We start from the raw sequence: 20,286 nt of genomic DNA, 5'->3' as shown, positions 1-20,286 counted from the left end.
TAGCGGTCGAAATGCATCAGGCGGCCGGGGCCAGTTCGAATTCGGCTTTATCGCTGCTCTCGCTGCGCTCGAAAACTTTGCAGAACACCTTCACCACACGATCACCGGAATCGATCTGCTCCAGCGGGTCCTTTCGGAGACGGTGCCGCAGGCAGCAGGACGCCACGCGGGCCACATCCTCTTCCGTGACTTCAGTTCGGCCCTCTAAAGCTGCCAGTGCTCGTGCAGCCCTGTTGGTGACGATGTCACCCCGGAGGCCGTCGACATCCAACTCGCCGCACACCGCGGAAATCCTCAATCTCAGGTCATCGTCGATTTCAACCTGGTCCAGCCTCTGCTGGGCTTCCACGACCCGTTCCTGAAGTGCCTTCTGTCCAGCTTCAACTGAGGTGCTGAAGGCATCAGGGTCAGTGTCAAAGGCTGTGCGCTGTTCCACCACCTGAACACGAAGCTCAGGGTCTCTGACTGTGCGCACCTCAACACTCATTCCGAAGCGGTCGAGCAGTTGCGGGCGTAGTTCGCCTTCCTCAGGGTTGCCGGAACCGATCAGCACGAAGCGGGCTGGATGGCGCACAGACACGCCTTCCCTCTCAACCGTGTTCCAGCCTGACGCCGCAGAATCAAGCAAAACGTCGACCAGATGATCGTCCAGGAGATTGACTTCGTCGACATAAAGCAAGCCTCGGTTTGCCTTAGCCAGTAAGCCTGGTTCGAAGGCCCGCACGCCTTCGCTGAGGGCTTTCTCGATGTCGATGGTGCCGCACAGACGATCTTCGGTTGCGCCTAGCGGCAGATCAACCATGGGCACCTGACGGTCTTCTGTCGCCAGGGTTTCCCCATGCTCGAGGCGCTGACGTACATCGCTGCTTTGGAGATCAGGATCGCTTGGTGAGCTGTTGTAAGGGTCTCCGGCAACAACCTCAATGCCAGGCAGTAGATCCGCCAGTGCCCGGATCGTGGTGGACTTTCCAGTGCCCCTGTCGCCCATGATCATCACTCCGCCAATGCGGGGATCGATCACGTTGAGCAGCAGAGCAAGTTTCATTTCCTCCTGACCGATCACGGCCGTGAAGGGAAAAACTCTGCGCTTGCGCGGTGAACTCACGGACGATCGACTGGTGCTCCTGTGGATTGTTTCACAGGTCGGAGAGACAGCACTTGGGGAGGGGTGGCATCCGCCGGGTAAATCAGGCGGACGCGCACCGAACGTTGTTGCCCTGGGGCCAGCGTGATCTCCCCAAGTTGGGGGCCCTCTTGACCCCGTCGCAGCACCAGGTGAAACCGTCGACGTCCACTGGGACGCCCCTGTTGTCCATCCAGCCCGCTCACCTCAATCGGGCCACGGAACATCACTGGGCCCCTATGGCTGCTGCTGAACGCCAGTTGGCCGTTGCCGCTTCTGTTCTTGTCAGGTGATTCCAGGCTGATCGCCACTGTTCGCTGCTGCGATCCCTGATTGCGGAGGGGAAGCGTCAGGTCGTACTCAACGCCGTAGTTGCCGTGTGCTGCCCAGGCGGTGCCTGAATCAAAGGCTTTCAGCTCTGCTGTCTGGATTTGTCCTGTTTTCAGCTCACCGCGCTCCAGGCTGCTAATCGGCCAAGAAATAGGAGCTTCCTCAACGTTCAGGTGGCTGGACCCTGGATCGGTCAGGGTTGCCCTCCAGGTGCTGCCGATCTGAACACCGCTAACACGTGAGTAAACGATCCTGCCGCGAGCGCCGCGCGGTGTTGGTTGGTGCTCCTTGGGACTCTGCCGCCCCTCACTCAGCAGCTTCCTCCACCTGTCTTGGCCAGGAACTTTGTCACCGTTTCCATAGGCGGCGATGGTTGCGATATGGACCGGACCTGAGCTTTGAAGTCGCAGCTGCAGGTTGCGACCGTTGAGAAGGGGGTCCAGTCCCGCGACCGGGATTGGAAGAACGACCAGGGAGCTGAGCGACCCAGGCGCAATCTGCCATTCCCGCTGGAGTTCATCCGCGATGTCTCCACGCAGCAGGTCGCCGGCCACCTTGCTGCCAGGACCGGAGGCAATCGCTGTCCCCGATTCAGCCATCAGGGCGGGCAACGGCAGAAATGGTGATGCGGTTTGGCCTTTCAGGGTTGCCTGTGAAAGGGAGGTGCTGCCACCCAGAAGTTGCAGAGTCACCGGAGCGTCTCCAGCGGGCTTGGCGACAACAGCGAGCCAGAGAGTGGACTCGAGCTGATCGGGCTGGCCGGCGTAAACGTGATGGCTGAACAGATCGAAGCGACCGTTCAGCGTCACATTCAGGCCAGGCTCCTGAGGGAATGTCGAGACAAGGATGCCTTCCCCGGTGATCAGTTCCGGGTTGTTGTCATTCACCATCAGCACGTCATCCAGCTGGCCTGGAAGTGCACGGACCTGGCTTTGGCGAGTGAGGGTTGGGTTGGCCGTTTTTTGCTGGTCCGCGGCAAGCTCAGGAGGTGCAAGTACCGTTGCCATGGACGCTGCGGTCATGGTCAGAGCGGCCAGCGCCTGCAGGCGGTTTAGACGTGTCATGGTTCGATGCTGGCAGCACTTGCCGTGGAACGTGCAACGGCGGGTTTGGGTTTGAGAACCGGCGCCATCGCCGCTGCCAGCTTGCGGATAAGCTCCTTCGAGCGGGGATCGTTGAACGGTCCCTTTACCAGGAAGGCGGCAACGGCTCTGCTGCCATCCGGCAACTCAATCAAGCCTGCGTCGGCGTAGGCGATCCCGATGTCTCCGGTTTTGTTGAGCACTCTGTAGCCCTTCACCATCAGGCTGTTGTCAGGCTCTCCCTGGCGACCGCCAAGGCCACGCAGCAGTCCGCGCGGCAGAAGGGTATTCGTGATCGATGTGCCCATCACCTCCCGAAATAGATCACGGCTGCGAATCGAGAGCGCTTCGCCGGTGTCAACGAGCGCGATCGATCGAGCCAGGTCTCTGGCACTCGTGCTGTTGGTGCCCTTGAGATCGGGTAGCCAATTATTCACTTTTGTGGCGCTCAGCCCCAGAGCATTGAACCGGGCATTCAGTGCCTCCTGACCTCCAAGGCGTTCGATCAGAAGGTTGGTGGCGGTGTTGTCGCTCACCCGGATCATCTCAGTAGCGACTTCATGCGTCGGGAACCGGGTGCCCAGTGGTTTCGATGCCATCCAGCCAGCACCACCGCCCACAACGGTTTTGCTGAGTTGTAGAGGTTCGTTCCAGCTCAAGCGACCCGCATCAAGCTCCTCAAGGGTGACGAGCAGGATCGGGGTTTTGATGGAGCTGGCAGCCGGCAGCGCAGTGTCAGGCTCCAGCTGCGCGTAGCGCCCGTCATCCAGCACGAGCATGAAGGCGCTGACCTTCAGGTCGGGCTGTTCTGCAGCCAGGGTCTGCCAGCGCTCACTCAGAGGTTTGAGTTCATTGCGGGTCTCGAAGCGGCCCAAGGACTCGGTGCGATTGAGGAACCTGGTTCCGCTGGTGTCGGCAGTTGCTCCAGGTTTGGCTTTGCCCTCAGGGTTCTGCTCGGATAACGGCAGCCAGGCAGGCAGTGCAAGATCTCCTGTCTCAACGGCTGGGCCAGCCAATTTCAGCAAGGACCCCGTAATCACGCCAAGGCCCACCCCCATCAGAACAAGTCGCAGCACAAGCCGCAGAGGACGTCCCCAGCCAGGGTTTTGGCGTCTGGATCGACTGGAGGCCAAGGAACTGCGCGAGAAAGCCAGAGATTACGGGCGGTGGCAACGAATCGCCCAACGAAGTTGTCGGACCATGCCGCGCAGCATGGCCAATTCCTCTGGACGCACCAGCGATCGTTGCAGTAGTCCTTTGACTTTGGCCATTCGTGCTCTGGCGGTGTGCTTCAGCAGGAAACCCGCCTCCAAGAGCAAATCTTCCGCGTCATTGAGGCAGTCGATCAGTTGGGTTGGTGCGGCTGTTTCCGCGTCCTGAAGTGTTGCTTTCAGCGGCTCTGAGGATCCTCGACGAACCCGCTCAAGCTCATGCAGCATCACGGCAACCGCATGGGACAAATTCAGCGATGGATAGGACTCGGTGGAGTGAAGCCGTACGACGCGTTGACTGAGCAGAAGCTCCTCATTGCTGAGTCCGCGGTCTTCTCTGCCGAAGACCAGTGCGACTTGCGCCGCTGATTCAAGGCCTTGTTGCACCCAGGGCATGACGTGTTCGGGAGCTTGAAGAGGAATCTCGCCATGCTCGATCCGTCCGCAGCTGGCCACGACGCGCTGACAATCCGCCAAGGCTTCAGGAAGGGTTGGGAAGCGTCGTGCACAGCCCAGTACCTCTCCTCCATGTACAGCCATGCGTTGTGCATCCGGATCAGCTGGATCACAACGTGGAGCGACCAGCCTCAGATCCTCGACTCCGAAATTTGCGCAGAGACGAGCCACGCTCCCAATGTTGAGCGGACCGGCCGGCTCCACCAACACCACGGCAAGGCTCACGAGGGCATCAGTTCAGGGTGTGCAGGTAGCTGAGCAGGTCGGCCATGCCTTCCGGTTCAATCTCAAAGCGTGGCATTGGTGGGGTTTCTCCGCTCACGATCTGGTGGATGAGCGAGCGGTCCGGCCGTCGTTCGCTCACGGACTGAAGAGTTGGACCCACCAGTCCCTGGCCTGCAATGCCATGACAGCCAGCGCAGTTGATGCGGAACAGCTGCGCGCCATGTTGCACATCGCCATTCAACGCCAGGGTCGCCTTGCTGTATGGATCCAGGCGGGTGCTGAGATAAAACCAGGCCCCAAGGGCCATGGCTGTGATCACAGCCATGGCGGTCAACGCCGTCACCAAACCACGGCGTCGCTCCGACGTTGCAGCAGTTGATGACGGTGTCGTCACAGTTGCGTCATGTGCATGGAACAATTGTGGTCAATCCTTCCACTCGGCGCGACGCCATGATCGAACCTCTGCTTTGTGGCATCGTTCTTGGTTTGATTCCGATCACGCTTCTCGGTTTGTTTGTCGCGGCGTGGAATCAGTATCGCCGCGGCAGTGCTCTTGGGGGGTGAGAATCAGCAGGCTGCTGGTTCCGTAACGACGTCTTTCGACCTCTCTCCAGCCTGAGGGAACCTCGAAGACCTCTTTCGTGGCGTACTCACAGACCACGAGGCCTCGGTGTTTTACCCAATGACCGCGCTCGAGCATTTCCAGGACTGGTTTGTACAGCCTTGAGGCATAGGGCGGATCGAAATAAACGACTGAGAATCTGCGCTCGCTGTCAGGGCAACCTTTCTTGAGCCAGCTGAGCAGATCTGTCTTGATCACGTCTACCGATGCATCAACGGCATCGATGGAGGCCACCAGTTCGAGATTTTCTCGACAGATCGCTGCAGTGCGCGCATCCTTCTCCACCGCAACCACGTGGGATGCACCTCTCATCAGCGCCTCACATCCCATCACTCCACTGCCGCTGCAGAGGTCTAGCCAGTGGCAACCTCTGATCTCGGAACTCAACATGTTCATCAGGGCTTCACGCACGCGCGACGTAGTCGGCCGAGTTCCCTGGCCTTGAGGGCTACGCAGTCGACGCCCACCAATTAAGCGCAGCTGACCACCTTTCACTGGGGCAGCTGAGCGCCGGACTGAAGCCATCCGATCCATTGCTTCAGCAACTGAGCGCCGGCTTTCGCTGATTTCTCAGGGTGAAACTGGCATGCTCCAGTGCGGTGCTTCCAGACCATCGCCGTGGCTTCCCCCTGCCCGAAGGTCACGGTGGCCGCCAGATCAGACGTCTGGTTGGGGACCGCTGCATACGAGTGCACGAAATACACCCAGGGTTGCTCGTTGCCTTCTGGAAGCAGTGGGCAGGACTGTTGAGGTTTCAGTTGACCCCAGCCCATGTGAGGAATCCGTTCGCCCTGTCGATCCGGGAGGCGATGAACGCCGCCCTCGAAGAGTCCCAAGCCTTTGGCGCTGCCCTCATCGCTGCATTCGAACAGCAGCTGCAGGCCCAGGCAAATTCCGAGTAGGGGGCGCATGCTGTTGTGCCAGCTGCGCAGATGTTGCACCAGTCCGGAGGAATGAAGCTTGTCCATTGCCGGATCGAAAGCTCCGACTCCCGGAAGAATTAGCGCATCACAACACTCAAGATCCTGAGGATTCCGTACCTCAACCAAAGGTTGGCCCAATCGATGGAAACTCGTCTGAACGGAATGGAGATTTCCCATCCCGTAGTCGATCAAGCCGATCCTCTGGACCGACTTGGATGAGTTATCAGGGACGTGGTCAGCTGACGAGGTCAGTGGTGGCCTCAGAGGTACTTGGCAATCGTGCCAGAGAGAGTTGCCTTGGGGACGGCTCCAACCACGGTGTCGACTTTCTGACCGCCCTTGAACACCATCAGAGTCGGAATGCTGCGAATGCCGAACTGGCTGGCGACGTTGGGGTTTTCATCGGTGTTGAGCTTGAACACCTTGATCTTGCCTTCGAACTCCTTGGCAATTTCATCAACAATTGGAGCCACCATGCGACATGGGCCACACCAGGGGGCCCAGAAATCGACCAGCACGGGGACGTCGCTCTGAAGGACGTCCTGTTCGAAGGAGGCGTCGGTGACAGCGGCAGCGCTGGACATTCAGGATCGGTCGAATTGGGCGAAATTTAGCAACCGTTTCTGAGGTTGCTGCTCAATTAACCAGCTCTTCGCCTGAACTGTGATGGATGAACGAAAGACAGAAAGCCCGAACGCGTCGGGCCAGGGGGTGTGAGGAGTGTGTGAGCCAAGGCTCGCACGGGTTGATTTTACTCACGTCTCAACGGCATCACGCCTGTCTCGGCGCGAGACAGGCGTTTATTTGCCCATGCCGAGGTGCTGGGCTTTCTGGTACACCTTGCCCTCGGTGAGCAGCGATGGAGCAACGACCACTTCAACTTGCTGCATCTCTTTGATGGTGCGTGCTCCAAGGGTTCCCATGGAGGTCTTCAGGCAGCCCAGCAGGTTGTGGGTTCCGTCATCCAGTTTTGCCGGCCCACAAAGAATGCGTTCCAGGCTTCCTGTGCTTCCGACGTTGATCCGGGTGCCGCGGGGTAGAACCGGACTCGGTGTGGCCATTCCCCAGTGAAAACCACGGCCAGGGGCTTCCTCTGCGCGGGCGATCGGTGAGCCGATCATCACGGCATCAGCTCCACAGGCGATGCATTTGCAGATGTCTCCGCCGGTCACAATGCCGCCGTCGGCGACGATGGGAACGTACCGATTGCTTTCTTTCTGGTAGTCCTCGCGGGCCGCGGCGCAGTCCGCCACTGCCGTGGCCTGTGGGATGCCAACGCCCAGCACACCTCGAGAGGTGCAGGCCGCTCCAGGGCCGATTCCAACCATCACGGCAGCGGCACCGGCGCGCATCAGCTGAAGAGCGACGTCGTAAGTCACGCAATTGCCAATCACGACGGGAACGCCTAGGTCTCGACAAAGGGCTTCAAGGTCGAGTGTCTCCTGGCCCTCCGGTCCGATGTGATTCGTCGACACCACAGTGGCCTGCACAAAAAAGAGATCTGCTTCTGCCTCGGCGATCGCTTTCCCGAAGCGCAGGGCTGCGACCGGGGTTCCGCTGACAGCGGCGATACCACCCTGGGCCTTGATGGCCTGGATGCGCTTGCGGATCAAGGACTCCTGCACCGGCTGGCTGTAGATCTCCTGCATCAGAGGAACGAACTCGTCCTTACCGACGGATGCAATGCGATCGAGAACGCTGTTCGGGTCTTCGTAACGGGTCTGGACTCCCTCCAGGTTGATCACACCGAGCGCTCCCAGCCTGGAGAGATTGACGGCCATATCCACATCCACGACGCCATCCATGGCGCTGGCGATGATGGGGATCTCTCGTTCGATTCCTCCTATCGACCAGCAGGTGTTGGTCACCTCCGGATCCACGGTTTTACCGCCAGGCACCAGTGCGATTTCATCGATGCCATAGGCCCGGCGTACAACCTTGGAGCGTCCGAGCTGAATGTCCACCGCAGGAGCTAACAGAGTCGGATCAAGCTACCAATTGATGCTTCGCGCTTCGTGATGCTTCGGGTCAGGACTTTGAGCCCCCGCGCAAGCTGGTCCAGAGATCATTCACGTTGGCCGAAATCTTTTTCCGCTCTTCTGCGCGGATCAGGCGAGTGGCTGCAAACCAGACGGCATAAAAGGTGCCGACCAGCTGAAACAGTCGAGGAGCCAGTGGAACTGTGGCGATGGCGTCGAGGATTCCTCCATAGATCCTCATCGTCAAGATGACGACAATCAGTCCGCCGAGCAGAAAGAGAGGCTGGCGGAGGCTCTGCCATTGATCTTGAAGGTTGTTGGCCTCAAAGAACTGCTTGATTCGGTTGGACAGCAGATCCCATTCGCCGCCGTCTTCTTCGCTGCTGTCTGCAGATGCCTGAGCTGGAACGCTGATGCGTTCTGCGATCGACGGTGAGGCTGGCGCTGTGACGGGTTGTGCGGCTGGTTCTGGAGTAACTGGTGTCTCAGCAGCAGTTTTCTCAACAGCAGTTGCCTCAGCAGCAGTTTTCTCAACAGCAGTTGCCTCAGCAGCAGTTGTCTCAACAGCTGGGATGGGCTCCTGCTCGACTCCTCGGTCCGTGATGTCGCCCTGAGCTGAAAGATCCGGATTGATGGATTCGGCAGGAGCTTGCTTTTCGGAGGGCTTGTCGGACGACATCAACTTCAGTCCATGTGGCGAGGCCAAAGGGTAAGGGCCTGATCCGTGATTGATCCCACACAGACAGCAAAAGGTGACGCACCTGGTGTCATCCGATCGCACATCCGCGATAAACTGGTAAGCGATCTACAGGTCTTGTATGGCGGATTCAGTGGGGCCCGGCAGCGGCGGTCCCGGCGATTCCGACGATCGGATCATCCAGACCGACCTGCGCAACGAGATGTCGCGCTCGTACCTCGAGTACGCGATGAGCGTGATCGTCGGCAGAGCTCTGCCTGACGCCCGTGATGGTCTCAAGCCTGTCCATCGCAGGATTCTCTATGCGATGTATGAGCTGGGTCTCACCAGCGACCGTCCTTACCGCAAGTGCGCGCGTGTGGTGGGTGAAGTGCTCGGCAAATATCACCCCCATGGAGATACGGCGGTCTACGACGCACTGGTGCGGATGGCCCAGAGCTTCTCCATGTCGATGCCCCTGATCGACGGGCATGGCAATTTCGGCTCGGTGGACAATGATCCGCCAGCCGCTATGCGATACACCGAATCGCGGTTGCAGGCACTCACCACCGACTCCCTGCTCGAAGACATCGAGGCGGAGACCGTCGATTTCATTGACAACTTCGACGGTTCGCAGCAAGAGCCCACGGTTCTGCCATCACGGATCCCTCAGCTGCTGCTTAACGGCTCGGCAGGAATCGCCGTGGGCATGGCGACCAATATCCCTCCTCATAACCTGGGAGAGCTGATCGCTGGTCTTCTGGCCCTGATCGAGAATCCTGAGATCGGCGATCAGGAGCTGATGGCCCTGATCCCAGGCCCGGATTTTCCGACCGGAGGCCAGATCCTGGGTCGCACTGGAATCAAAGAGACCTATCTCAGTGGTCGGGGTTCGGTGACGATGCGCGGTGTGGCCGGTATCGAAACTCTCGAGGTGCCCGGCCGTCCTGATCGCGATGCCGTGATCATTACCGAACTCCCTTATCAGACCAACAAAGCAGCGCTGATTGAGCGCATCGCTGAGATGGTCAACGACAAGAAACTGGAGGGGATTTCCGATATCCGTGATGAAAGCGATCGCGACGGCATGCGCATCGTTGTTGAGCTTCGCCGCGATGCCTACCCGCAGGTGGTGCTGAACAATCTCTACAAGCTCACCCCTCTGCAGAGCAACTTCAGCGCTTACATGCTGGCCCTTGTGAATGGTGAGCCGATCCTGCTCACACTGCGCAAGATGCTCGAGGTATTCCTCGACTTCAGGGTCGAGACGATCGAGCGTCGCACCCGCTACCTGCTGCGCAAGGCTGAGGAACGCGATCACATCCTGCTGGGTCTGCTGCTGGCCCTCGACCAGCTAGATCCGATCATCGCCCTGATCAGGGCTGCTTCCGATACCGCTACAGCGCGTCAGCAGCTGCAGGACCGTCATGGTTTGAGCGATGTTCAGGCGGACGCGATCCTGCAAATGCAGCTGCGGAGACTCACTGCTCTTGAAGCCGACAAGATTCGCTTAGAGCATGAGGATCTGGTCGCCAAGATCGCCGATTACAAAGACATTCTCGGTCGTCGGGAGCGGGTCTTCGGTCTGATCAAGGACGAACTCCATCAGCTCAACGATCGTCATGCCGTGCCACGTCGCACGGAGATTCTCGACCTTGGTGGCGGCCTCGAAGACATCGATTTGATCGCAAACGAGCGGTCAGTCGTGCTGGTGACCGAAACGGGTTATCTCAAGCGGATGCCGGTGAGTGAATTTGAAGCTACCAGTCGGGGCACCCGCGGGAAGGCCGGCACCAGAAGCCAGGGTGAAGATGCGGTGAAGCTGTTCATCGGCTGCAACGACCACGACACCCTGTTGTTGTTCAGCGACCGAGGTGTGTCGTATGCCCTGCCGGCCTATCGCGTCCCTCAGTGCAGCCGAACGGCAAAGGGAACACCTGTAGTGCAGTTGCTGCCCATTCCCAGGGAGGAGGCGATCACCTCGCTGCTGGCGGTGTCTGAGTTCAATGACGACACCGATCTGTTGATGCTGACCCAGGGGGGATTTATTAAACGAACCCGCTTGTCGGCCTTCAGCAACATTCGCTCCAACGGTCTGATCGCCATCGGTCTTGAGGATGGTGATGCGCTCACCTGGGTACGGCTCTCCGTGCCCGGCGACAGCGTGCTCATCGGCTCGAAAGCCGGAATGACCATTCATTTCCGCCTCAGCGACGATGAACTGCGCCCTCTGGGCCGCACCGCCCGAGGTGTTCGCTCGATGAATCTGCGCTCAGGAGATGAACTGGTGAGCATGGATGTGCTGCCGGTGGAGCTGGCCGATCAGATCGCTGCCAGCTCCGACGACGGTGATGACGAAGGCACCCCAGCCAGTGAGGGTCCCTGGGTCCTCGTGGCCTCGGCAGCGGGCCTTGGCAAGAGAGTGCCGGTGACCCAATTCCGTCTGCAGAAGCGAGCTGGAATGGGTCTAAGGGCCATGAAATTCCGCACCGATGCCGATCAGCTGGTGGGTCTGAGCGTTCTTGGAGCCGGTGAAGAGTTACTGCTTGTGAGTGAAAAAGGGGTGATCGTCCGGACCAGTGCCGATGCCATTCCTCAGCAATCACGAGCAGCCACGGGCGTTCGCCTTCAGAAGCTCGACAAGGGTGATCGCCTCCTCAAGGTGGTGCTTGTTCCCCCGGAAGCCGAGACGCATGAGCTTGATGACGCCTCAGCCGACTCTGATTCCAGTGAGGCTGTCGACGTCAACTCTGAGAGTGCGCCGGCGGATAGCTGACCTTGGCTCGATGCGCTGATGTGCTGGTCATTGGCGGCGCTCCAGCCGCCCTCTGCATTGCTTCCGAGCTTCACCAGCGCGGAGTTGCTGTGGAGGGCATTGCTCTCGAGCCCGTGGATGCAGCATGGCCCAACACCTACGGCATCTGGGTGGATGAGTTGAAGGTCCTCGACCTTGAGCACCTGATTGAGCATCGCTGGAGCGACACGGTCAGCTTCTTCGGAGCTGGTGGTTCGGAGGCTGAAGATCAACCTCTGGTTCACGGCATCGACTACTGCTTGTTCGATCGGGCTGCCTTACAGCGCTATTGGCTCGATCGGGCTCAAGGGGTGACTTGGCATCAGGACTCCGCCGAACGGGTCGAAGCAGGATCAGAGCACACCCTGGTGAGCTGCGCCTCCGGCGAAGTGCGCAAGGCCAGAATTGTTATTGATGCATCCGGTGCCAGCAGTCCGCACATTCGCCGTCCTGATCAGGGGCCGGTGGCGGGTCAAGCGGCCTATGGCGTGGTGGGCCGTTTCTCGAAGCCTCCGATTGAACCGGGCCGCTTTGTGCTGATGGACTACCGCTGTGAACACCTCCGTGAGGAGCAGCGCCTCGAGCCGCCCACATTTCTCTATGCGATGGATCTGGGCGATGGCGTGTTTTTTGTTGAGGAAACTTCGCTCGCCTTGGCACCGGCGGTTCCCTACGACGTTCTCAAGCAGCGTCTGCAACAACGACTTGATCACCGTGGAGTTCAGATCACTGAGGTCATCCATGAGGAGTTCTGCCTCTTCCCCATGAATCTGCCGCTGCCCGATCGCAGCCAGCCGGTGCTGGCCTTTGGTGGTGCGGCGAGCATGGTGCATCCGGCGTCGGGCTACATGGTGGGTGCGTTGCTGCGTCGTGGCCCTGGATTGGCGGATGCCCTCACAGCAGCTCTGGCGGATCCATCGCTGGGATCAGCCGATCTTGCGCGGCGTGGCTGGCAGGGGCTCTGGCCAATGGAGCTGGTGCTGCGCCATCAGCTGTATCAATTCGGGCTCGGTCGTTTGATGGGATTCAACGAAAGGCTGCTTCGGACCCATTTCTCCACTTTTTTCTCCCTGGAAAGAGAAGACTGGTTCGGCTTTCTGACCAACACCCTGCCGCTGCCCCGCCTGATGGGCGTGATGTTGCGACTGTTTGCCCTGTCCCCATGGGAACTCAGGCGAGGTCTTGTGCTAGGAGCCGCGCAGCGGCAGGCTCCAGGCTTCAGGCGTTAAGGCGGCTCCAGTCAGTCGGCTGAATCAATGGGAAAAGTGCGTCTTCCTCCTCCAGCTCTTCCAGCCATCCCTCCGGTAGTTGCTCCCGCCGCTCGATTGCGGCGATCAAGCGCCAGAAGCGTTCGAGGTGACGCTCAATGCGCTCTCGGGCAAGTTCCGTTGTGGTGCCTGCCCTGAGAATGAAACTCCAGTCCGACGACTGAGCAAGCAGCAGTTCCCGCCCGGCCTGATGCAATAGACGAAGATCCAGTTCGCTGCCCACACCGCGGCTGCAGCGATCCACCATGACTCGACCTGCTCGGCTCCATTCAGGAATGATCCAGGCGTTGGTTTCGTTGAGCCAATAATCGTGAAAGCCACCCCTACCCCAGCTGGAGGGGCAGGGATCGCACATCTGAAGATTCGGTTGAGCGTTCAACACACCACGCAGGCTGGTGAATCGGATGTTCTCTTCTGGTGCCTGTCGGAACAGTTCTGCCAAAAACCCTGGACCTTCAAACCACCAGTGGCCGAAAAGCTCGGCATCAAAGGGAGCAACGAGCAGAGGTTCGATGGCCATCCCGTCGCTGAGCTTGTCGAGCTGCCGCCGACGGCCCTCCAGAAAATGCTGGGCATGGTCACGGGTGCGCCCTAGAGCCTGTTCGGGCTGATAGGGCTGCTTGCCATCCAGGCCACCTGCAGGATCGCTGACGCGGTGCAATTTCAGTCCCAACGGACGCTGGGCTGGCAGACCCATGGCTTCAATCTGTTCTGCTGGCAAATCCCAACCCAGATCTCGGTGAAATTCCCGATACCAGGGATCGCCTGGATAGCCATCCTTGGCTGACCAGACTGGAAGAGTGGCATCACTGTCGCGACCGAAGAAGGCCACTCCCTGACGGCTCACAATCGGCGCATACACCCCATAACGCGGGCGGGGTTGGGCATGCAGAAGTCCGTGGCCATCGAGAACGGCGTAGCGCAGTCCTGCATCGCGCATCCAGCGATCCAGTCCTTCGTAGTAAGCGCATTCGGGCAGCCAGATGCCGAGAGGCCTTTCTCCCAGCAATCTGTGGTGTTCTCTAACGGCAGTTCGCAACTGAGCACGCACAACCTCTGGGTGCTCTCTCAGTAGAGGTAGATACCCATGGGTCGCCCCACAGGTGAGCAGATCGAGAACGCCCTGGCGCTGGAGTTCTGAGAAGCGCGGAATCAGGTTGCCATCACAGCGATGCCAGGCTGCGAGGTGGCGCTGGAAGCTGCTGGTCAGATGCTCCGCTGCTGCTCGTCGGTCAGCCGGGGCATGGTGCAACAGGTTGAGTCGCGCTTGAATCCAGGCGGGAAAACGCTGTCTGAGAGTGGGATCCGCCAGTAGTGACAGCAGCGTCGGCGACAGCCCCATTGTCAGCTGTGGGCTCTGCCTCGGATCGGCAGCAGCTCGCTCGAGCGTCTCCAGCAGGGGCAGATAGCACTCGACCAGAGCCTGGAAGAACCAGTCCTCTTCAAGCGAGTGAGCTTCCGCGCCGCGGACGAACGGCAGATGGGCGTGCAGAACAAGAGCCAGTGCCCCGTTGGCCACTTTTCCGTCCCATCAATCGTGTGAATGTACCGGGATTCCGGGCGGGTTCTACAAGATTGCCACTGGTTGACTCGCTTAGAGTGGGTTTACCCATAGTCATTCCGACTAAATCGCGTCGAGGCTTTTGCCATGGCCCACGACCCAGGCCGCGTTTTGATCTTCGACACCACCCTCAGGGATGGTGAACAATCACCGGGAGCCAGTCTCAACCTGGAGGAGAAACTGGCGATCGCGCAGCAGCTGGCAAGACTGGGCGTCGATGTGATTGAAGCGGGTTTTCCCTTTGCGAGCCCTGGGGACTTCGCAGCTGTCCAGCGCATTGCCCAGCAGGTCGGTGGAGAACACGGGCCAGTGATCTGCGGGCTGTCGCGGGCGTCGAAAGGCGACATCAAGGCCTGCGCGGAAGCGGTGGCTCCGGCACCACGGAGACGTATTCATACGTTTATTGCAACCAGCGATATTCACCTTGAGCACAAGCTGCGCAAAAGTCGCAAGGAGGTGCTGGCCATCGTCCCGGACATGGTGGCTTACGCCCATTCCCTGGTCGATGACGTTGAGTTCTCCTGCGAAGACGCAGGACGCAGTGACCCTGAATTCCTTTACGAAGTCATTGAGGCAGCGATCGCTGCCGGCGCCACCACCATCAATATTCCTGATACGGTCGGTTACACCACTCCAACCGAGTTCGGAGAGCTGATCTCGGGCATTGATCGCCATGTTCCCAACATGGGCGAGGCGGTGTTGTCCGTTCATGGACACAACGATCTTGGTCTTGCCGTCGCCAATTTTCTGGAGGCTGTCAAGAACGGTGCGCGACAGCTGGAATGCACGATTAATGGCATTGGTGAGCGAGCCGGTAATGCTGCTCTTGAGGAACTGGTCATGGCGTTGCATGTGCGCCGCCGTTATTTCAATCCCTTCTTTGGCCGAGATGCAGACTCGCCGACTCCACTCACGGCGGTGCGCACTGAGGAGATCACCAAAACCTCACGTCTGGTTTCCAATCTCACCGGCATGGTGGTGCAGCCCAATAAGGCGATCGTGGGCGCGAATGCTTTTGCCCATGAATCGGGGATCCACCAGGACGGTGTTCTCAAGAACCGGCTGACTTACGAAATTGTCGACGCTCGCACGGTCGGGCTCAGTGATAACCGCATTTCCCTTGGCAAGCTCAGTGGTCGCAGTGCGGTTCGAGCGCGTCTGGAAGAGTTGGGCTACGACCTCAGCCGTGAGGATCTCGATGATGCCTTCGCTCGTTTCAAGGACCTTGCCGATCGCAAGCGCGAAATCACCGATCGCGACCTCGAAGCCATTGTCAGTGAGCAGGTTCAGCAGCCGGAGGCTCGCTATCAGCTGAAGCTGGTGCAGGTGAGTTGCGGCAGCAGTCTCAGCCCTACCGCCACGGTCACCTTGGCGGATGAGGATGGCAAGGAACAGACCATGGCATCCATCGGCACCGGTCCAGTCGATGCGGTGTGTCAAGCACTCAACGGTCTGGCCGGTGTGCCCAACGAACTGGTGGAGTTCTCCGTGAAATCTGTGACCGAAGGCATTGATGCCATCGGTGAGGTGACCATCAGGCTGCGCCGCGATGGTGAGTTGTATTCAGGCCATTCCGCTGATACGGACGTGGTTGTGGCTGCGGCTCAGGCCTTCGTTAATGCTCTGAATCGTCTGGTTGCTGGGTCTGCACAACCGGCCTTGCATCCCCAGAGGGACACCGCACCTCTGGATGCCCGCCCCACCCTCTGATCTGATGCAGTCCTCCGTCACTCGAGACCCAGCTAGCAAAGCTGGGCTTCGTGCCGGGGCTTTGCTCCAGCTTCTGATGCTGATTCTGCTGGCACTGTTAGTGCTCGTGCCCCTTCTGTGGTTGGTCAGCACGTCACTGAAGGGTCCTGCGGAGGATATTTTCACCAGCCCCCCTGCCCTGCTGCCCTCGCAACCCAGTCTTGACGCCTATGGAAGGCTGTTTCGAGACAACCCTCTTGGGCGTTATCTCTTAAACAGCACCGTGGTCAGCCTGTTGGCTGTGGTGGCCAATCTGCTGTTTTGCTCCCTGGCTGCTTATCCCCTAGCGCGCATGCGCTTCACAGGGCGTGGATTGGTTCTGGGGCTGGTTGTCGCCACCATCCTGATCCCGTTTCAGGTGGTGATGATCCCCCTTTATCTGCTGATGGTGCAGCTGGGTTTGCGCAACACCCTGATGGCTCTCGTGATTCCTCAGGCCGCAACCGCTTTCGGCTTGTATCTGCTTCGTCAGAGCTTTCTCGGGGTTCCAGCTGAGCTGGAGGAAGCTGCCCGCATGGATGGCTGCGGCAAGCTCGGCGAGTGGTGGAACGTGATGATCCCAGCTGCGCGAGCTGATCTGATCACCCTGGCCATGTTTGTGTTCATCGGAACCTGGAGCGATTTCCTCTGGCCACTTGTGATCCTCGATGATCCTCAGCTGTTCACGCTGCCGCTGGGTCTGCAGCAGCTGGCCAGCAGTTTTTCCCTTGATTGGAGAATTGTGGCCGCAGGATCCGTGGTTTCAATCCTTCCCGTGCTGCTGCTGTTCATCCTTTTGCAGCGCTTCATTCTCCCCAGCGCCAGCGGTGATGCCGTCAAGGGCTGATGCTTCGCTGTTGCGATGAGGGCTGTTCGGGTGGTGCTGTTCGCTCAATGTCCCGGTTGTCTGGAAGGTCGACATCCGGATTGGCTGGGAACGGTGCCTGGAGCCTGTTCCAGAGGGCCCGCTCCCGATCACCGGAAGCACGCTGCCAGCTCTCCAGATTTCTGATCTGTCTCTGCAGCGTTTGTTGTCGAGTCTGCAGAACACCAAGCTGCTGTTCAATCAGCTCGCGGTTTCCTTCTCTGTCACGCAGCTCGAAACGTTCGATTTCCTCGAGCTGCTTCACCAGATCCTGAACGGTGCGATTTTGTTTTTGCAGAGACTGCCAGAGAACAATGAACAGCACCAGCAGGAATGGAAATCCAGCTGCGGGGATGATGATCCAGAGTCGATCGCGCATTGCTCTTTGGGATGGCTCAGTTGCAGCCCTGAACGGAAATGCGGTAGCTGAATCCCGTTGAGTTGGGATCGCTGCCTGCACCGATCTTGAAGTTCACCTGGTTGACCTGTTTGCCCTGGGGAACTGTGAATGGTCCGAACTGCTTGCCTGTGCCGATTGGTGGAGTCATGGATTCCTTCACCACGCGCAGATTGCTGCCGTCAGTGAATTTCAGGAATGCTTCCACGGGATAAGTTCCGCTGGCTGTGGAGTCGGCTGTGAAGAAAAGCTTGAAGCTGCTGTAAGGAGCATTGACGGCAAAGTCAGTGTTCCAGTTGGTGCGGCCGATCAGCTTCTCTCTGCTGACCCGTTTTTTAACGATGTTGCTGCTGCCATTGCCTCCGACAGGGGGGAGGAAGTTGCAACCAGCCTGTGCCGCTGATAAGCCGGCTTCAAGGCTGATCAGGCCAACACTGAGGCCGAGCAGAGCAATCGTGAAACGAATGGTCCTCATGGTCTTTAAAAAAGTCCTTCGCGATGTCTAGCAATGGTCTGGTGGAATGGGATTGTGATCACTGCACGCTGCTGTTCATGTCTCTTCAGGATCTCGATACCCTTCTCCAGCAACGCCTTGAGGAGCAGGAGCTGGCGCAGCGCCTCTCAGAGCCAGTGTCTGTTGAAACCTTGATCGAGCTCGGCCGTGAGCGCGGCCTTTCAATTACCGAAGATGATGTGATCAACGCTCAGTTAAGAGAAGATTCCGCTGCACCCTCTGCGGAGCTGCAAAGGCGTATGGCTGATGAGTCAAGGCGCCTCAGGCATTTTATCCAGGGTTGACTGAAGAGAAGATTGCGGTCTCATTTTTGCCCACAAAATATATGCGTGCTGTTCTGAATCGCGGTGTTGAAGACACTTGAATTGGTCTAGAATAAGTCATTCAGGCGACGGACTGAGTGAGGTCGCCGTATCTTGTCTCGATCTTATTTTCAGTCACATTTAGATCATTTTCACAACGTCGGGCGTCTGACCAAACACTTCTCCAATCCAGAGTGCGTGCGTGACGGCTCCTTCATGAGTATGAAATTCCCAAGCTGAATCCGGGCTGGAGCTGCGTTCAATTTCCTGGCTTTCGTCGTTGACCCGCAGGTAATGACCCGTGCTCGCATAGCGCAGAACATACCGCTCAAGGAGTGATGATCTCATCAAAATCTCTGCGAGTCCTGAACTCTGCCTAGCCAGCTTTGTGCAGCTGGTGACGGTGACTTCAGCTTTTCGTGGGTTTTCCTTTGCGGGACTAAGGGTCGGTGTCTTGATATCGGCTGCTCCGGACCCATGTCAGTGGTTCCTGCAAGGTCATCCGTAGTTGATATCCACCGTTGCGGAACCAGCGTTCTTCAACTGGAGAGAGCTGAGAGGGCTGGAGTTGCCAGCTCTGCTGAAGGTAGGTCTCAATCAGTGTTTGCTCTGGGGGCTCGTCCTGCTGCCAGTGAACGATCGCCAGCTGCGTCGAGCTGGATTGAAGGGTGACAACCCTGCCGAGAGGGCCTGCCTCCTCATCGTCTTCCACCCGTTCATCGAGGGTCTCTTGCACCACGAAAAGGCGCAAAGGACTCTGGCTGTTCCGCCCATCCAGGCAGTATTTGTTGAGATAGAGCTGTCTTGCTCGGGCGAACAGAGGTGCAGGAGCGCGACTCAGAAGTTCTGCATAAGCGTCAGTGAGAGCTTGACTTGGCATCGCGCAAGGAGGGCTGGGCAAACACTTCGTGATGGCGCGTCGCTCGACGGCGTGGAACACTGTAGACAGATGCAAAAGTGGACAGATGCCTGAGCTCGGCTGCCCTCTCTACAGGCTTGTGGCATTGGACGGGCAGCCGCATCCGGTTTTAGACGCTCCCTATGAATCCATTGCTGCTGCGGAAGCGGCAGCCAGTCGCTGGTGTGCTGGGCAGGGGCGTTCGATGTCGGTGGTTCAGCGAGGAATCGCTTTAGAGGTGCAAACCCGTTGCGGGGAATGGCGCACCCTTGGCTACCCCATTGCCTGCCTTTTGGAATCGTGAAGCGGAGCCTCGGTGCTTTGAGAGGGTTGTCAGCGTTTGCACTCTGGCCTGATCTCGATCAACCATGACTGAAGCTGGCTGTTTGACTCATGCGGGTAAGCGTTGATCTTTGTTTGGTTCCGCTTGGGGTCGGCGTGTCGCTAGGGCCTTCGATTGCTCTGTGTCAAGAGGTGATCAAGGCTTCCGGGCTTGAGCATCAGCTCGGCCCCGACGGCACGGCCATCGAAGGAGAGTGGGATGACGTCTTCACTTGCGTGAAGGCCTGTCATGCGCGCTTGCATCAAGAGGGCGTGCAGCGGATTCACTCCACGCTTCGCGTCAATACACGGATTGATCGCGTTCAGTCATTTCGCGACAAAGTGGGCAGTGTGAATCGCCTGATGCCCTGAATTCAGGCAGAAGGGATGCCAATTTGATCCAGTGTGTCTTGAATGAGACCAGAAGCTGGAGACGTTGGTTTGCTGGGTCTGGCTCCGTCGGCTCGAGTGCGTGCTTTCGCTGCGCTTGCCCTCACTCTGTTTGCTCCGTTCTTCGCCGGATCGTCAAAGGCTGAGACCTGGGATCGCATCGGAAGCTACGCCGCTCTGATCCGCCGGGCAGGAACCCACACCCTTGTGGCCAAAGATTGTCCGTCCGCCCTTCTGGGTGCCTTTCATGCGCCCCGAAATGCCCTGCTGATATGTGCCAACAACATCGAGGACGATCCAAGGCAGGTTTGGGTCGTTCTTGCCCACGAGTCGGCCCATGTGATGCAGCACTGTCATGGCGGGCCTTTGCTCGCGGATCACCAGGTCGGCAATGCCCTCGCGCGCATCGAATCTCAATCCCAAACAACCTTCCAGGAGCTGCGTCTCTATCACCAGTCGCAGCGTCGGGATGAAATCGAGGCACGGCTTGTGCAAGGGATGCCCCCCGATGAGGTAGAAGCCCTATTTCGCAGTTTCTGTGCTGACCGTCTGAGTCATCGCAAGGTTGCTCAACCGCTTGATGTTCTTGGTTCTCCTCCCTGAGCAGTGAACTGGTTTAGG

General features: G+C 58.7%; 23 protein-coding genes and 1 pseudogene. 9 read left to right on the top strand and 15 right to left on the bottom strand.

Features of this window, described 5'->3' with window-relative positions:
- Positions 1-16: 16 nt before the first annotated feature.
- The 5 genes from bchI to SIB42_RS12180 are packed head-to-tail and all read right to left on the bottom strand — an operon-like array spanning position 17 to position 4,845.
- Positions 17-1,105, bottom strand: a complete 1,089-nt coding sequence (bchI, locus tag SIB42_RS12200) for a magnesium chelatase ATPase subunit I (protein ID WP_067097721.1) — start codon at positions 1,103-1,105, stop codon at positions 17-19.
- Positions 1,102-2,517 carry a DUF3370 domain-containing protein gene (locus SIB42_RS12195; protein WP_067097725.1) on the bottom strand — a complete coding sequence of 472 codons (1,416 nt, stop codon included), beginning with the start codon at positions 2,515-2,517 and terminating at the stop codon, positions 1,102-1,104. Before SIB42_RS12195 ends, bchI begins: the two co-directional genes overlap by 4 nt.
- On the bottom strand, positions 2,514-3,668 hold the full coding sequence (locus tag SIB42_RS12190; RefSeq protein WP_067097728.1) for a serine hydrolase: 1,155 nt from the start codon (positions 3,666-3,668) through the stop codon (positions 2,514-2,516). Before SIB42_RS12190 ends, SIB42_RS12195 begins: the two co-directional genes overlap by 4 nt.
- 24 nt (positions 3,669-3,692) lie before the next feature.
- Positions 3,693-4,427 (bottom strand): RNA methyltransferase, encoded by a 735-nt coding sequence (locus tag SIB42_RS12185; protein ID WP_067097731.1) that lies wholly within the window; start codon positions 4,425-4,427, stop codon positions 3,693-3,695.
- 7 nt (positions 4,428-4,434) lie between these two features.
- Positions 4,435-4,845: a c-type cytochrome gene (locus tag SIB42_RS12180; RefSeq protein WP_413328060.1), complete on the bottom strand. Its 411-nt coding sequence runs from the start codon at positions 4,843-4,845 to the stop codon at positions 4,435-4,437.
- A gap of 32 nt (positions 4,846-4,877) precedes the next feature.
- On the opposite strand from SIB42_RS12180, the gene petG reads away from it, so the two are divergent.
- Entirely contained in the window at positions 4,878-4,991 is a 114-nt protein-coding gene (gene petG, locus SIB42_RS12175) for a cytochrome b6-f complex subunit V (RefSeq protein ID WP_074160777.1), read from the top strand.
- Between the two features lie 13 nt (positions 4,992-5,004).
- Here petG and rsmD read toward each other — a convergent pair.
- From rsmD to SIB42_RS12150, 5 genes and pseudogenes are all read right to left on the bottom strand, one after another.
- Positions 5,005-5,574 (bottom strand): annotated as a pseudogene (rsmD, locus tag SIB42_RS12170) (16S rRNA (guanine(966)-N(2))-methyltransferase RsmD); the annotation flags it as partial.
- A complete protein-coding gene (hisH, locus tag SIB42_RS12165) occupies positions 5,541-6,170 on the bottom strand; it encodes an imidazole glycerol phosphate synthase subunit HisH (RefSeq protein WP_255359918.1) in 630 nt (209 codons plus the stop codon). The gene hisH and the pseudogene rsmD, both read right to left, overlap by 34 nt.
- 62 nt (positions 6,171-6,232) lie before the next feature.
- On the bottom strand, positions 6,233-6,556 hold the full coding sequence (gene trxA, locus SIB42_RS12160) for a thioredoxin (protein WP_066909933.1): 324 nt from the start codon (positions 6,554-6,556) through the stop codon (positions 6,233-6,235).
- 216 nt (positions 6,557-6,772) lie between these two features.
- On the bottom strand, positions 6,773-7,936 hold the full coding sequence (locus SIB42_RS12155; protein WP_067097740.1) for a GuaB3 family IMP dehydrogenase-related protein: 1,164 nt from the start codon (positions 7,934-7,936) through the stop codon (positions 6,773-6,775).
- Positions 7,937-8,000: 64 nt separating this feature from the next.
- The gene (locus SIB42_RS12150; protein WP_082825104.1) at positions 8,001-8,630 is read right to left on the bottom strand and encodes a CAAD domain-containing protein; all 630 of its coding nucleotides are present in this window, start codon (positions 8,628-8,630) and stop codon (positions 8,001-8,003) included.
- Positions 8,631-8,769: 139 nt separating this feature from the next.
- Here SIB42_RS12150 and gyrA point away from each other — a divergent pair, with 139 nt between their 5' ends.
- Both gyrA and crtL read left to right on the top strand, forming a co-directional pair.
- Complete coding sequence (gene gyrA, locus SIB42_RS12145; protein WP_067097743.1) at positions 8,770-11,403, top strand: DNA gyrase subunit A; 2,634 nt, start codon at positions 8,770-8,772, stop codon at positions 11,401-11,403.
- A 2-nt stretch (positions 11,404-11,405) separates the two neighbouring features.
- Entirely contained in the window at positions 11,406-12,650 is a 1,245-nt protein-coding gene (gene crtL, locus SIB42_RS12140) for a lycopene beta cyclase (protein WP_067097746.1), read from the top strand.
- Here crtL and SIB42_RS12135 read toward each other — a convergent pair.
- Positions 12,640-14,208, bottom strand: coding sequence for a glycoside hydrolase family 57 protein (locus SIB42_RS12135; RefSeq protein WP_067097749.1), 1,569 nt, complete (start codon positions 14,206-14,208; stop codon positions 12,640-12,642). The two genes, crtL and SIB42_RS12135, sit on opposite strands and share 11 nt — an antisense overlap.
- A gap of 129 nt (positions 14,209-14,337) precedes the next feature.
- Between SIB42_RS12135 and SIB42_RS12130 the strand changes: the two genes are divergently transcribed.
- On the top strand, positions 14,338-15,960 hold the full coding sequence (locus tag SIB42_RS12130; protein WP_067097752.1) for a 2-isopropylmalate synthase: 1,623 nt from the start codon (positions 14,338-14,340) through the stop codon (positions 15,958-15,960).
- A gap of 4 nt (positions 15,961-15,964) precedes the next feature.
- Positions 15,965-16,825, top strand: a complete 861-nt coding sequence (locus tag SIB42_RS12125; RefSeq protein ID WP_067097899.1) for a carbohydrate ABC transporter permease — start codon at positions 15,965-15,967, stop codon at positions 16,823-16,825.
- Here SIB42_RS12125 and SIB42_RS12120 read toward each other — a convergent pair.
- Together SIB42_RS12120 and SIB42_RS12115 are read right to left on the bottom strand one after the other, a co-directional pair.
- Positions 16,815-17,222, bottom strand: coding sequence for a hypothetical protein (locus SIB42_RS12120; RefSeq protein ID WP_067097755.1), 408 nt, complete (start codon positions 17,220-17,222; stop codon positions 16,815-16,817). The genes SIB42_RS12125 and SIB42_RS12120 overlap by 11 nt on opposite strands.
- A 16-nt stretch (positions 17,223-17,238) precedes the next feature.
- Positions 17,239-17,715, bottom strand: a complete 477-nt coding sequence (locus SIB42_RS12115) for a hypothetical protein (RefSeq protein ID WP_067097758.1) — start codon at positions 17,713-17,715, stop codon at positions 17,239-17,241.
- 23 nt (positions 17,716-17,738) lie between these two features.
- Between SIB42_RS12115 and SIB42_RS12110 the strand changes: the two genes are divergently transcribed.
- The gene (locus SIB42_RS12110) at positions 17,739-18,038 is read left to right on the top strand and encodes a Nif11-like leader peptide family natural product precursor (RefSeq protein WP_369818473.1); all 300 of its coding nucleotides are present in this window, start codon (positions 17,739-17,741) and stop codon (positions 18,036-18,038) included.
- Between the two features lie 159 nt (positions 18,039-18,197).
- Here SIB42_RS12110 and SIB42_RS12105 read toward each other — a convergent pair whose 3' ends face one another.
- Positions 18,198-18,404, bottom strand: coding sequence for a hypothetical protein (locus SIB42_RS12105; RefSeq protein WP_067097761.1), 207 nt, complete (start codon positions 18,402-18,404; stop codon positions 18,198-18,200).
- 91 nt (positions 18,405-18,495) lie between these two features.
- A complete protein-coding gene (locus tag SIB42_RS12100; RefSeq protein WP_067097764.1) occupies positions 18,496-18,936 on the bottom strand; it encodes a hypothetical protein in 441 nt (146 codons plus the stop codon).
- A gap of 85 nt (positions 18,937-19,021) precedes the next feature.
- Here SIB42_RS12100 and SIB42_RS12095 point away from each other — a divergent pair, with 85 nt between their 5' ends.
- From SIB42_RS12095 to SIB42_RS12085, 3 genes are all read left to right on the top strand, one after another.
- Positions 19,022-19,258, top strand: a complete 237-nt coding sequence (locus SIB42_RS12095; RefSeq protein WP_067097767.1) for a hypothetical protein — start codon at positions 19,022-19,024, stop codon at positions 19,256-19,258.
- Positions 19,259-19,347: 89 nt separating this feature from the next.
- Entirely contained in the window at positions 19,348-19,647 is a 300-nt protein-coding gene (locus tag SIB42_RS12090; RefSeq protein ID WP_067097770.1) for an MTH1187 family thiamine-binding protein, read from the top strand.
- Positions 19,648-19,689: 42 nt separating this feature from the next.
- Positions 19,690-20,268, top strand: coding sequence for a hypothetical protein (locus SIB42_RS12085; RefSeq protein WP_231856481.1), 579 nt, complete (start codon positions 19,690-19,692; stop codon positions 20,266-20,268).
- The last annotated feature ends 18 nt before the right edge of the window (positions 20,269-20,286 follow it).

It is taken from the genome of Synechococcus sp. MIT S9508 (assembly GCF_047303045.1).
Lineage (GTDB): Bacteria > Cyanobacteriota > Cyanobacteriia > PCC-6307 > Cyanobiaceae > Synechococcus_C.
This window is presented reverse-complemented; position numbering and strand designations above follow the sequence as displayed.